A 12,533-nucleotide genomic window follows, 5' to 3' on the forward strand; every position below is an offset into this window, starting at 1 on the left:
GACAGCAACGTCCCCGTCATCATTAGCACTGCAAAAACGATGCCACGCGCAACCCGATTGCGAAATTTTGTTTGAACCTCCTGGATTAACGCAAGAGCTTTATGAATGAAACTTTAAATAGCTGCTGGAAGATGGTACATGCTCTTTATTTGTGAAATTACACTTGTGGTCGTTTCGGATGGCATGAAATTTGCAGGTTCTTAGAGTAGCAATTCCGAATCACAAGGAGGCCGTTAATATGAAAGATGCGTCGATAATCGTTTGCAGATGCGAAGAGGTCACGTTGGAGCAAATTCATGAAGCCATACGTCAGCATGCCTGCTCTGCGCGTGAGACTAAGCTGCGCACGCGTGCCGGTATGGGAATATGCGGCGGTCGAACATGCCGGCCGCTGCTGGACCGCTTAACGATGCCGTCAGAAGGTGACTCTCTCACCGATTTCCCGCTGAAGGTTCAGCCTCCCGTTCGTCCTGTATCTTTCGCCGAATGGGGGCAATCGTCATGAGCTACGGTAGAATTGAACATCATCCCGTACTGGGTCCTCTCCCACGCGCTGCTGCCCTGTCCTTCAGCTTTGACGGAATTGAATATACGGCACGCGAAGGCGATAGCGTCGCCTCCGCACTGCTTGCTGGCGGCGTTCGCACGCTGAGGCTCCATGAGGAGCACGGTTCGCCTAGAGGTATTTACTGCAACATTGGACACTGCATGGAATGCCGGGTAACGATTGACGGAATATCCAGCGTTCGCGCCTGTCTAACGCTAGTGAAGGACCGCATGAGCATCCTCTCGGGAACCGTCCTGCCAACGCCGTTCCGGCAGGAAACGAAAACAGAGGGGAGCCCTGACTTATGAATTCCGTCTACGATCTTATCATCGTCGGCGCTGGACCAGCAGGCCTCACAGCAGCCAGCTCTGCTGCAAAAGCTGGTTTGAAGGTGCTGCTGCTGGACGAATTCATGAAGCCTGGCGGACGTCTGCTCGGCCAGCTGCATCAAGAGCCTGGCGGTGCTTGGTGGAACGGCATTCGGGAAGCTGAATTACTTGTACTTGATGCTCTGGAAGCAGGCGCAGATATGGAAACAGGCGTGTCTGTGACTGCCCTCGAGAGGACTAACGATAACCGTTGGACGATATGGACGAACAAAGGCTGTTATCGTACTCCCTTTGTTCTGCTCGCTACAGGTGCAGCTGAATCGGCAAACCCGCTGCCGGGATGGACGCTGCCAGGCGTTATGTCGATTGGAGCTGTACAAGTCATGACCAATGTGCATCGTGTACGTGCCGGTAATCGTGGTGTCGTCATCGGCATGAACGTACTCGCCATGGCCATCGTGTCTGAGCTGCGCTTGGCCGGTATTGAATTGGCTGCAATCGTTCTGCCGCCCCGCAATGCGCTCAGTGGCAAAGCCTCCGATCCAGATGCCGTGCTTAGCTCACTGCTGCGCTTCGCGGACTTAGCGCCTAACGCCATGCTCAAATACGGCGCGAGGTTTTTTCAGTGCAGCATGCTGCACAATCTAGCACTCCACCTGTATCCCAAGCGAGGGATACGCATGCTGGGCGTCCCGCTCCAGCTTCGGCGCTGCGCGATTGAAATCGTCGGACGGGACGCCGTAGAAGGTGTGCTCGTCGCCGACATTACTGTGCAGGGAGAGCTTATTGCAGGCAGCGAGCGTTTCGTGGAAGCAGACTTCGTCTGTATCGCAGGCGGATTGTACCCGCTGGCGGAGCTCGCCGCCGTCGCCGGCTGTCCTTTTCGTTACATGTCCGAGCTCGGCGGGCATATTCCGGTGCATAGTGAGAACATGCAAACGCCGCTCTCAGGTCTCTACGTTGCCGGCAACATTACCGGCGTAGAGAGCGCAAAGGTCGCGATTGCGCAAGGCAGGGTAGCTGGACTATCCATCGCGGCCAGCGCCGCAGCGAAGAAAGCTCCCAGCGAAGCTGAAATCAAAGATTCGATGGAGCAAGTTAAGCGGACAAGACAAGAAGCACTCATTCAGTTTCATCCCGACATTGCTACAAGCCGAGCAAAAATGTACCAATCAGAGCTCGTCTAACGAGTATACAAATAAGCCGCCTCCAGGGTCTTACAACCCGGAAGGCGGCTTTTGTCATTATGCGCGTCAGCTATTGAAGAGAGCCGTAATTTCCGCTCCGCTCAGCGAGCGATTGTAGATGCGGAAATCGTCTAATCCCCCGTTCAAATAGGCGTCGCCAGAATATTGTGAACGACCTAAATAGTTTTGCGTCGTATTGCCGAGACTAGAAGGCTTGAGTGTCATATTCGTATTCGTCGCCACAGACACGCCGTCTACATAAAGCGTTCCAGTCGTCCCGTTCAACGTCACCGCAATATGCTTCCACACGCCTGTCGGGAGCGCCGTCGTTGTCGATAACCTCTGCTCCCCGCCGCTGCCGCTCGTCGTAATCGCGAAACGCAGCCCTGCCCCGCCTGGTCGCGGTGTCAGGAACATGTTCGACGTTGCCCCAGTACCGAAATCGAATATGCGAGTCCAGTTTGATGTATTGTCTACTTTGACCCAAGTCGCGATTGTGAAATCATTCAGCCCACTGACTATACCGCTAGGCAGGCTGCCGTAGCCTGTCGTTCCATTCAACTGAACAGCATTGGCCGCATGGCCGGCGGTCCATGTTACACCGCCGCTCAGTGTCGCGTTCAAGCTGTTGCCAGAAGCGTCAGCGGCTGACGTTCCGCTCGTTTCATTGAATAAGTAATGCGCAGTCAGCTCAGAAGGCGGCTGAGTGCCGTTCAGGCTGATTGTGAAAGTCTTCGTGACCGGTGCGCTGAGCGAGTCATAGTCCCGTAATTGCACCGTGAACGTATAGCTGTTCTGCGGTGCGCTGCTCGAGATCGTACCGCTAACCGTCCCTTTAAACCGATCGAGTGTCAGGCCTGGGGGAAGTGATCCGCTTGCCAGAGTCCAATCATAGAACGGCACGCCGCCTTTCGCCGTGAGCGTCTGTGAATAGGATGAACCCTTCGTACCTCCTGGCAGCGACGTTGTGACGATTGATGGAGCAAGAAATGGCGTTAGCGTTTTTTTCAGCTTCCAGCCTGCGTTCTCTGCAATCAGCAGAGAGAGCTTCGTCATCATCCATCTTTTCGGATGGAACATATGGCTGCGTCCACCGCTTTGCCCGCTCAGCCGATCCCAGTTCTGAGAGCTCGCTTCCGGAATGTGGTAGCTGGTATCGAGCGGCACCGCGTTGCCTTGATAAGCAATAACCTCAGCATCGTTGGTTCCGCCGCTTGCGACATACGCTGCCATACCAGGCCAATCGCTGTGAAAGGCGACTGCATGACCAAATTCATGAGCAATTAAGCCGAGCAAATCAGTCTGGCAGTTGGAGGTACAAGAAGCTCCAGGCATCTGCGTTAAGTAATATTCTTCATCGTTCAGCGAAGTAAACGGCGTAAATCCCGTATAGAAATCCAATATCGTTGCGAGTGAACGCGGAATGGGTCCCGGTACTTGAACGCCTGCTCGTTTGTGATAGTTGCCATTAATGGCGGGGAATCCGGTCGAGTACGGATCGTTGATTCCGCGCAGGAAGATCCACATGCCGTTGTACGCGGCATTGTTCGTTACCGAGATGGAGTTCTGCCAGTTATCACCAGGCAGCCACATCTGCTCCGCGCCGGAAGGTACCGTGTCGTAAGAGGCTTCATCGAAAAAGTAGAACCAGTCCTTGATCGCTTGTTCCGTGGCAGCTTTCACACCAGCATTGCCGAATATATTCGTAATCGTATCGAAACGGTAGTCGAATTTGAGTGGCATCGTTGGCTCGGCATTGTCATCCTGATCGAGTACCCGGATGGCAATCGTTTGTGTGCTGGTGGCGTTGTTTCCTTGAACCACCTGCAAAGTCAGCGTATGATTCTCGATCTCTCCGTTTCCGCCGACCCGGTCAGGATGGATAGCCAAGTTGAATTCCTGAGTTGCTGCTGCATTAGCGAACGTCAACGTTTTGGCTGCACCTGTCGCTGACATGGTACTCGGTCTGTTCATCATCAGGCGCGAGGTGCCTTGGGTCGTCAAGTTGATCGTAACAGGGAATACCGCACTTGTCGGCGGCTTAACCGTCAGCTTAATGTACGGGTTAGCCAGATAGCCCTGCCAATCCACGAGCTCGATGCCGTTGTCGTTCACCGTACGGCCGAAAATATCGACGACCTCAGCGTAGTTCGCCGCGGCATGAACCGGTCTCGGCGGACCCGTGAAGAGCATCATGGCTAGAAGCGCCCCGACCAATATAGCAGACACAACTGCTTTGAACGTAAAGCTCCGCTTGCCTTGCATTACACGTTGTTCCATTCCTTGAGCCTCCTCTTCCTTATTCGAATTCGAAGCAGGTTTCCACTAGCCTTGCTGTGATTACATCGGCATTCCCCCCTTCATAAGTTGGTTATGCTTACTGTGTCATAGCTCGGTAAGTCGATGGAGGAATACGTTCCTCTTCCCGATACTTCGCAACGGTTCGTCTAGAGATGCTCACTCCTTCCTCATGAAGCAAGGCGGCAAGGCGCGCGTCCGTAAATGGGCGCCGCTTGTTCTCGCCTGCGATCAACCCTCGGATACGGTGCTTCACCGCACGCGAGGATACCTCTTCTCCGCTGCCACATATTAAACCGGAGGAGAAAAACAAAGGAATAGGCAGCACACCGAACGGCGTGTCTACGTATTTCCCTCGCACGGCGCGGCTGACGGTCGAAAGATGGAAGCCAGTCTCGGCGGCGATCTGCTCCAGCTTCAAAGGACGAATCGCAGCCGTGCCTTCATCCATGAATCGATGCTGCTGCACAGCGATAGCAGCGGTTATTTCAATTAATGTGCTCTTCCGAAAGCGCAGCATTCCGTCCAATGCGGCAGCTTCTTTTCGTTTGGCTGCGACCCAAGCACGCCATTCGAGAGAACCCACTCTCGTATCAAGAGCAGAAGCGTGATAGCTTACCCGGAACGGAGCCGTATCGCGAACAGCGAAGCCTATACCGCATGCTGTTCTTCGCAGCTTAATCTCTGCTATTGCATACGAGACGTCTGAATGTCCATAGCGAAGTCCCGGACGATGATGAAGGCCACGCAAATACCGAACGGCATATTCAATTTCCTGCTCACAAATTCTGAGCGATTTGGCGATGACCTTGAAGCGTCCCTTGGCGATATCGCCGAGATGCCTCTGAATTAGTTCCTCGACAAACGTCGGCGCGCAGGTGTCGCGGGATGCTTGCAGCAGCAAGCATTCCTTCAATGATGTGGCGGCAATACCTGCAGGCTCAAGCGTATGAAGCAACCTAAGTCCTGCTTCGACAACACCAATCACAAGTCCCATGCAGGCGGCTGCCTCATTTAGCCCAATGTCCAGATAACCGGATTCATCCAGGCTTCCTGCCAGAAAGGCAGCTGCCCGCTTTACCTCCAGTGGCGCGTCAGTAAGTCTAATCTGGGTGAGCAGCGTTTGCTCCAGCGTTTCCCTCTCGGTACGGAACGCCGCGATATCGGCACCATCAGTCCTATAACCAACACCTCGCCGCTGCTTGCTTTCATACGAAAGCCATTCTACATCCTCCAACTGTATCAACGGATTGTCCTGCTCGACCTCCCGCAAATAAGAGAATAGATCAACTGACGTCATCTGCAGCAGCGTAAGCGATTGCCGCAGCTCCGGCGCAAGCGCGCAGCGAAGCTGCGGCAGCATGAGCATATTCATTGAAGAGCTCGCCATCGTCATTGCTCATGCTCCTTTCTCCGAACTGGAATCCATGACCTGCTTCTTGCATCGCACATTATCAATATTGAATTGCACAGGTCTTCATATGAGTATAGAAATCAAGAGCGGATTGCCCCTGCTCTCTGCTGTGTGAGCTGGATTCCTTCATTCCGCCGAAGGGTGCCTGATATTCGACGCCTCCCGTCTCCTGATTGACGCGCACCATACCCGCTTCCGCTTCGTCCAGAAATCGGAATGCGTTGTTCAAATCCTTCGTGAATACAGAGGCGCTAAGACCGAAAACAGTCTGATTGACAAGCCTGATTGCTTCGTCAACATGATCGGCGGGGAGCATCACGGCGAGTGGACCGAACACTTCCTCTTGAACGAGTCGATGATCAGCCCCTACTCCCTCCACAAGCAGCGGAGAGATATAATACCCTTCTTCCTCTCCAACGGCACTAGAGCCGACAGCGACGGTACGCGCCTCCGCAAGCGCGGTCTGCATGTACTGGCTTACCGTTTTGAATTGCTCCAATGAGGCAACGGGACCGAGATATGCCCCTTCGGATTTCGCATTTGCCATGCGCAGCTTAGTAATTGCTTCAGCCGATTTGGATGCAAACTCATCATAAACCGCCCTTTCGATAATCACTCTGCTCGTCGCCGTACATTTCTGACCCGCCGAACGAAAAGCTCCGCTTACGACAGCCGCAACCGCGGCATCAAGATCGGCGTCGCGCAGGACAACAGCGGCATTCTTGCCGCCCATCTCCGTCTGATACTTCAAATTCCGCGCAGCGCTTGCCGCTGCGACCCGCAGCCCCGTCGCAGAAGAGCCGGTAAAGCTGATTGCATCGATCTTCGCTTCCTTCAGCAGAGCTTCGCCAACGACGCTGCCTTTCCCGATAACCAAATTAAGGGCACCTGCAGGTAAATCGGCATCGGAGAATATTTCCGCTAGCTTGGCCGCGGTCAAACAGCCGTTCTCTGCCGGTTTCCACACGACCGTGTTGCCGCATATTAATGCAGGGGCGATCTTCCATATCGGAATTGCCACGGGGAAATTCCACGGCGTTATGACCGCAGCCACCCCAAGCGGGACACGAACACTATACTGCTTCACGTTTGCGAAGGCCGAAGGAATGAGCTGTCCGTTCGCACGTACGCCTTCCGCTGCATAATAGCGCAGCAATTGGACGCCGCGTGCAACTTCTCCGCGCATCTCTGCAATCGGTTTACCCATTTCGCTGCTGGCCAGATTCGCAAGCTCAGCACCATGCGCTTCCAGCAGGCCAGCCATGCGGTAGAGACTGTCCCCTCTTGCGGCACCCGTCATCGCCGCCCACTTCGGCTGAGCGCTCCGAGCCGCATCAACCGCGGCGAACAATTCCGCCTTGCCTGATAAGTGAACATACCCCACCGTTTCTGTTAAATCAGAGGGATTACGTATTTCGAGCGTGCCCGCTTCCGGCTTGCTCCATTCTCCGCCAATCCAGTTTCTTGATTCCATGCCGCTTCCCCCCTTCTGAATTCTGCCTATTCGCTAGTCGCGTACACATACGCCTCCCGAATGTCGTTCTGCTCAGCTTCCGTTAAAGGCAGGCGCGGCGGACGGGTCAAGCCCATTGGCCGACCTGCTAATTCCAAGCTATATTTGATCGCCTGAACGAGGCGCGGGTTCGCATCCCAATGAAATAGCGGAATCAATCTGCGATAAATAGCGATCGCCTCTTCCAATCGTCCTTGCTGAGCAAGCTTGAACATGCGAACGCTCTCCGATGGCAATACATTCGTAAGACCAGCGATCCAGCCCGTTGCTCCGAGCAGTCCGCCCTCCATAGCCAGATCGTCTACGCCGATCATAATCTGCAGATCGGTCAACCTTTGAATATCATGAACTCTTCGGATATCACCTGAAAACTCCTTAACAGCGACGACATTCGCAATTGCGGACAGCTTCTGCAGAAAAGCAGGCTTCATGTCCGTCGGATAATCATGCGGGTTGTTGTAGACCACAATAGGCAGACCCACAGCGGACAACGATTCGTAGTGATGGAATACTTCGGCTTCCGATGGTCTGTAGCTGATTGGCGGCAATGCCATAATACCGGCAGCACCAGCTTGCTTGGCATGCTCCGCCCATTGAACCGCCATTCCCGTAGAAGCTGCGGCCGTTCCGACGATAACAGGCACCCGTCCTGCAGCCGCTGCAATTGCAGCCTCGACTACCGTCCTTCGCTCCTCAACTGACAAAGTGGCATATTCCCCCACCGATCCAGTCGGGACGATGCCATCGACGCCTTCTTGAATCAACCAGTCAACATGCTCCTTCAGACGGGAAACGTCCACGTTCATTTTGTCATCAAAAGGGGTAACGATAGCGACATATACACCGGAAAACAAACTCATACTTGCTTCCTCCTCAGTACAACGGCGCAAGCCGTTCGATTTAGAGCGCGATTAGCGCTTTGGGACTTGATGTGAGCACTTCTGCACCATGCGGCGTAATGAGAACATCATCCTCGATGCGAACACCCTCGACATTCGGAATGTATACGCCCGGCTCAACGGTCAACACATTGCCCGGTTCAAGAATAGAATCGCTTTGCTGCGATAATCGAAGCTGCTCGTGAATTTCCAATCCAATGCCATGCCCGAGCCCGTGTCCAAAATATTCACCGTAACCACGCGCGTCAATGACATCTCGGCCGAGCGCATCACCCTGCTTGCCGTTCATGCCGGGACGCAGGCCCCGAATCGCCTTTTCATTTGCAGCTAGCACCGCATCATATATCTCTCGCTGCTTCTCATTCGGCTTGCCCACGAATACCGTCCTCGTCACATCTGACATGTAGCCGTTCACGATTGCGCCGAAATCGAGCGTAACGAATTCGTTATTGCCGATTTCCTTGGCGCTAGCCACACCGTGCGGCAGCGCCGACCTGTAACCTGAGGCAACGATGAATCCCGGCCATCCGCATTCCGCGCCAAGCAGTCGAATACGGTATTCCAGCTCCGCCGCAATTTTTCTCTCGGTTGTGCCAGGACGGATAAGCGGCAATAGCTGAAAGAACGCCTCGTCCGCAATGCGAGCTGCTTCCCGGAGCGAAGCGATTTCAACTACATCCTTCACGTTGCGTAGTTTCTCCACGATCTCCTCAGTCGGTACACACGCAATGCCCGTTAATTTCTCCTTCAGTCGCTCGGCTTGTGCCATGCTTAATCGATTGCCCTCGACGGCGAGCTCGCGAATACCGAGCTTGCGGACTTGGTCCGCTATCGACTCGAAAGGCTGATCACCATGCCGCTTCACGATGAAGGTTGGCGCTTGCTCCGCTGCTTGCGAGACATATCGGAAATCCGTAAGCAGCAGCGCGTGCTCGCCAGTTACGACCGCATATCCGGAAGACCCGTTAAACCCAGAAATGTATTGGCGATTCGGACCATGGAAAATAAGGATCGCTTCAAGACTTCTCTCCTTCAGCACCGATCGCAGCCGTGACAGCCTTGCATTCATCATCCGAAGTCCTCCCTTAGCCTTTAATGCCCGTAAGCGTAATGCCTTCGATAAAATAGCGCTGCGCAAGGAAGAAGAGCAGAATGATCGGTGCGACCATCGTAGCCGATGCGGCCATCAAATAACCCCACTGCGCATTGTAAAGCCCTTTGAAGGAAGCCAAACCAAGCGCCATTGTAAAGTTAGACTCCGAGCTGAGATACAAGGTAGGCTCTAGAAATTGATTCCAAACGTCATTGAACGAAAACACAGTTATGACGAGCAGAGCAGGCTTGGAGAGTGGAATGATGACCCGCCAAAGCACAGTCAAGGGACCTGCTCCATCCATATAGGCCGCCTCATCAAGCTCGCGTGGGATGGACATATAAAATTGACGCATCAGAAATATCGCGAATACGCCTTGACCGGTATATACACCTGCACCGAACCAGGCAGGAAGCGCAAGCGGAACGAACGAATCAAGTGCTCCTACTTCCCGCCATAGGACGAACATCGGAATCAGCGTCGCAGCTCCAGGCAGCATGCCGGTTGCCATCAGCACACCGAACACGATATTGCGGCCCGGCCACCTTAGCCTTGCGAACGTATAGGCGGAGATAATCGTTGTCACAAGAACGCCGCTCACTGTAATCAATTCAAGCGTCATTGTGTTCAGGAAGAAGCGGCTGAACGGAACGGCCGTAAGCGCCTCCGGATAATTGCTCCAACGGAAAGGACTCGGCACCCACTCCGGCGGGAAAATAAAGATTTGCGCGTTATCCATCAAGGAGCTTCTGACCAGCCATATAAGCGGCAAAATCATCAACAGACTAAGCACAATGAGCGTCACATAAGTAATAATGCGGGGATTCCTTCGGCTCACTACTTTCCTCCCCCTTCGTAATACACCCATTTGCGTGACGTCTTGAACGTAATAAGCGTCAGAACAACGATAATGATGAACAATATCCAAGACAACGCTGAAGCATAGCCAATTTTCGTTTCCGTGAAGGCAACGCGGTAGAGATAGACTACATAGAGCAAGGTCGCATTATTCGGCCCGCCCTGTGTCATGACGTATACGCTGTCAAAGCTTTGGAAAGCTCCAATCTGCATCATGACCATGTTGAAGAAAATCGTCGGCGTCATCGAAGGCAGCGTAACATGGTAAAACTTGCGCCATGCTCCTCCCCCGTCCACTTCGACCGCCTCGTACAAATGTGCCGGAACAGACTGCAGTCCCGCTAGAAAAATAATCATATAATTGCCGACGCCCCACACGCTCATAAGCGCAATCGATGGAATTGCCGTTTCCTCGGCATAAATCCACTGACTGCCTGGCAAGCCTACAAATTCAATCATGGAGTTGAGCAAGCCAAAATCGGGGTTGAACAGCCACAGCCAGAGCATCGTGCTCGCAATTCGAGGGACGATGGAAGGTAAAAAAAAGATCGTTCGGAAAATCGATAAGCCCTTTACCTTGCGGTTAAGGAGCATCGCCAGCCCGAATGCGGCGATAATGGCCACTGGAACCGTCGCCAGCACATAATAGACCGTTACGAATAGCGACTTCGTAAATACTGGATCATTCGTTACAATCGTCTTGTAGTTGTCCAAGCCGACGAATGAGGATTGACCGCCGATTTGCCAATCGGTCAAGCTGAAGCCGAAAGACGCAATGATCGGTCCTATAGCGAAAAGAAGCAATCCGAGCGTGACCGGAAGCGCGAGCAGCATGCCCCAGCGCCGTTCCATCTTGAGCAGTCCAGATTTGTTGCGACTCATACTTAGCTCCCTCCTTCCCGAATAAGTGAACGATGCAGCAATTAGAGGGACGGAAAACGGCGGCAGCCACCGCTTTCCACCTCGTACGCTGATCGCTTGACGATTATTCGTTCGGATATTCTCCTTGAATGAGGGGCTCAATCTGCGGCTTCAGCTCGTCAAGCGCTTCTTGAGCGGTCTTCTTGTTCGTCCAGATGAGATCGAGTCCCGGCGTAAGCTTGCTGTTAATTTCCGGCCAGTTTTTGATCGCGGTTGAAGGGGATTTGACAGCATAGCCCTTCGTGTATGCAATACCTGCCTGCTGAAACTCAGGCGGATGCGCCGGATTGTCGGTCCACTGCTTAATGGCTGCTTCCTCCGTATAATATTTCTCCTCCGTCGGCATCCAGAGGCCTGTTCTATACAGATCTACCTGATCCGGATTGTTGTGGTACAAATAAAACTCCAGCGCTTCTGCAGGATGCTTAGTGGAATTGAATACGACCGTCGTGCCTGCCAGAATGACCGTCTTAGGCTCCTTCAGCTTCGGCAAGACGCCGATGCCATAGTTCAGCTTCTTGTTGTTCGTCAAGTCGAGCAGCGCCCACGTTCCGTCGAGCACCATCGCGACTTTGCGCGTTTGCAGACGAACGTGGTTATCCGGCATGTTCTGCTGCTGAATTAAGTTCGGAGAGACGTGATGGACGTAGATCAAATCCTGCAGCTTCTGGAACACTTCGACCGATTCCGGCTCGTTAAGCGCATAGTTTTTGCCCGATTCGTCCAGAATGCCCCCGCCGTTGCTCTCGAGCAGCGGGCCGTACGTGCCGCGGTCCGTACCGAACGAGAAACCGTAGGTATCGATGTTTTTCGCGTCAAAGTTTGGATCCTCTGCATTCCGTCCTTTATTGTCCTTCGTCAATTTCTTCGCAACAGAGACAAATTCATCCCATGTCCAAGCCTGTGTTGGATCAGAAGGCGGGAGGGAAACTCCTGCTTCCGCGAAAATGTCTTTGTTATAGTACAGAACCATAATTTCGAGCGCAGTAAAATTGGCAACGGCTTTGCCCGGCTCCGTGAACAAATAGGAAGCCTTAAGCTTATTCTGCAGCTCAGGGTATTTGTCGTAGTATTGGCTGAAATCAAGCAGTTTGCCTTCGCTTCCCCATTTGTTCGTCAAGCCGTCACCCAGATAGGCGACGTCCGGAAGCTCATTAGCCGCCATTAGCGTATTCATCTTCGTGTTATAATCGCCCGGAACATGCTCTCCCGTTACCTGGATATGCGGATGGGATTCATTGAACGATTTGATCATCTGTTCCATGGCCTTCTTCTCATCCGTGCTGCCCCAGTACATGAACTTCAGCTTGACCGTTTCCTTGGGTGCTTCGCTCGTTTCTGCCGGCGTCTGTGAATCGCTTGGCGACGACGTCGCCTCGTTGTTGCCGCCGTTTGAGCTGCATGCACTAAGTACAGCAAGCAAAACTGCTAACAATAGGAAAAACCACTTTCGTCTGCTTATGACCATCATGTA

General features: G+C 53.3%; 11 protein-coding genes. 3 read left to right on the top strand and 8 right to left on the bottom strand.

What is annotated here, in order from left to right:
- The first annotated feature begins 238 nt into the window (after positions 1-238).
- The 3 genes from FGT79_RS08030 to FGT79_RS08040 are packed head-to-tail and all read left to right on the top strand — an operon-like array spanning position 239 to position 2,063.
- Positions 239-505 (top strand): (2Fe-2S)-binding protein, encoded by a 267-nt coding sequence (locus FGT79_RS08030; RefSeq protein WP_138752175.1) that lies wholly within the window; start codon positions 239-241, stop codon positions 503-505.
- Positions 502-855: a (2Fe-2S)-binding protein gene (locus FGT79_RS08035; protein ID WP_138752176.1), complete on the top strand. Its 354-nt coding sequence runs from the start codon at positions 502-504 to the stop codon at positions 853-855. The genes FGT79_RS08030 and FGT79_RS08035 overlap by 4 nt, the downstream gene beginning before the upstream one ends.
- The gene (locus FGT79_RS08040; RefSeq protein WP_138752177.1) at positions 852-2,063 is read left to right on the top strand and encodes an NAD(P)/FAD-dependent oxidoreductase; all 1,212 of its coding nucleotides are present in this window, start codon (positions 852-854) and stop codon (positions 2,061-2,063) included. The genes FGT79_RS08035 and FGT79_RS08040 overlap by 4 nt, the downstream gene beginning before the upstream one ends.
- 66 nt (positions 2,064-2,129) lie before the next feature.
- Here FGT79_RS08040 and FGT79_RS08045 read toward each other — a convergent pair whose 3' ends face one another.
- The 8 genes from FGT79_RS08045 to FGT79_RS08080 all read right to left on the bottom strand — a co-directional run bounded on the left by FGT79_RS08045 (position 2,130) and on the right by FGT79_RS08080 (position 12,530).
- On the bottom strand, positions 2,130-4,343 hold the full coding sequence (locus FGT79_RS08045; protein ID WP_425464992.1) for a LamG-like jellyroll fold domain-containing protein: 2,214 nt from the start codon (positions 4,341-4,343) through the stop codon (positions 2,130-2,132).
- A 97-nt stretch (positions 4,344-4,440) separates the two neighbouring features.
- Complete coding sequence (gene rpoN / locus FGT79_RS08050; RefSeq protein ID WP_138752178.1) at positions 4,441-5,757, bottom strand: RNA polymerase factor sigma-54; 1,317 nt, start codon at positions 5,755-5,757, stop codon at positions 4,441-4,443.
- Positions 5,758-5,815: 58 nt separating this feature from the next.
- Positions 5,816-7,249: an aldehyde dehydrogenase family protein gene (locus tag FGT79_RS08055; RefSeq protein WP_138752179.1), complete on the bottom strand. Its 1,434-nt coding sequence runs from the start codon at positions 7,247-7,249 to the stop codon at positions 5,816-5,818.
- Positions 7,250-7,275: 26 nt separating this feature from the next.
- Entirely contained in the window at positions 7,276-8,148 is an 873-nt protein-coding gene (locus FGT79_RS08060; protein WP_138752180.1) for a dihydrodipicolinate synthase family protein, read from the bottom strand.
- A gap of 40 nt (positions 8,149-8,188) precedes the next feature.
- Positions 8,189-9,259, bottom strand: a complete 1,071-nt coding sequence (locus tag FGT79_RS08065; RefSeq protein ID WP_138752181.1) for a M24 family metallopeptidase — start codon at positions 9,257-9,259, stop codon at positions 8,189-8,191.
- A gap of 13 nt (positions 9,260-9,272) precedes the next feature.
- Positions 9,273-10,058, bottom strand: coding sequence for a carbohydrate ABC transporter permease (locus tag FGT79_RS08070; protein WP_246096334.1), 786 nt, complete (start codon positions 10,056-10,058; stop codon positions 9,273-9,275).
- 59 nt (positions 10,059-10,117) lie between these two features.
- A complete protein-coding gene (locus tag FGT79_RS08075) occupies positions 10,118-11,020 on the bottom strand; it encodes a carbohydrate ABC transporter permease (protein ID WP_138752183.1) in 903 nt (300 codons plus the stop codon).
- Positions 11,021-11,123: 103 nt separating this feature from the next.
- Complete coding sequence (locus FGT79_RS08080; protein WP_246096211.1) at positions 11,124-12,530, bottom strand: ABC transporter substrate-binding protein; 1,407 nt, start codon at positions 12,528-12,530, stop codon at positions 11,124-11,126.
- Positions 12,531-12,533 lie beyond the last annotated feature (3 nt).

It is taken from the genome of Paenibacillus sinopodophylli, assembly GCF_005930355.1.
Lineage (GTDB): Bacteria > Bacillota > Bacilli > Paenibacillales > Paenibacillaceae > Pristimantibacillus > Pristimantibacillus sinopodophylli.

Excerpts from the sequence above, each read along its gene's own strand:
- FGT79_RS08030 (WP_138752175.1), top strand. The coding sequence starts at position 239 with ATGAAAGATGCGTCGATAATCGTTTGCAGATGCGAAGAGGTCACGTTG.
- FGT79_RS08035 (WP_138752176.1), top strand. The coding sequence starts at position 502 with ATGAGCTACGGTAGAATTGAACATCATCCCGTACTGGGTCCTCTCCCA.
- FGT79_RS08040 (WP_138752177.1), top strand. The coding sequence starts at position 852 with ATGAATTCCGTCTACGATCTTATCATCGTCGGCGCTGGACCAGCAGGC.
- FGT79_RS08045 (WP_425464992.1), bottom strand. The coding sequence starts at position 4,343 with ATGGAACAACGTGTAATGCAAGGCAAGCGGAGCTTTACGTTCAAAGCA.
- rpoN (WP_138752178.1), bottom strand. The coding sequence starts at position 5,757 with ATGACGATGGCGAGCTCTTCAATGAATATGCTCATGCTGCCGCAGCTT.
- FGT79_RS08055 (WP_138752179.1), bottom strand. The coding sequence starts at position 7,249 with ATGGAATCAAGAAACTGGATTGGCGGAGAATGGAGCAAGCCGGAAGCG.
- FGT79_RS08060 (WP_138752180.1), bottom strand. The coding sequence starts at position 8,148 with ATGAGTTTGTTTTCCGGTGTATATGTCGCTATCGTTACCCCTTTTGAT.
- FGT79_RS08065 (WP_138752181.1), bottom strand. The coding sequence starts at position 9,259 with ATGATGAATGCAAGGCTGTCACGGCTGCGATCGGTGCTGAAGGAGAGA.
- FGT79_RS08070 (WP_246096334.1), bottom strand. The coding sequence starts at position 10,058 with ATGATTTTGCCGCTTATATGGCTGGTCAGAAGCTCCTTGATGGATAAC.
- FGT79_RS08075 (WP_138752183.1), bottom strand. The coding sequence starts at position 11,020 with ATGAGTCGCAACAAATCTGGACTGCTCAAGATGGAACGGCGCTGGGGC.
- FGT79_RS08080 (WP_246096211.1), bottom strand. The coding sequence starts at position 12,530 with ATGATGGTCATAAGCAGACGAAAGTGGTTTTTCCTATTGTTAGCAGTT.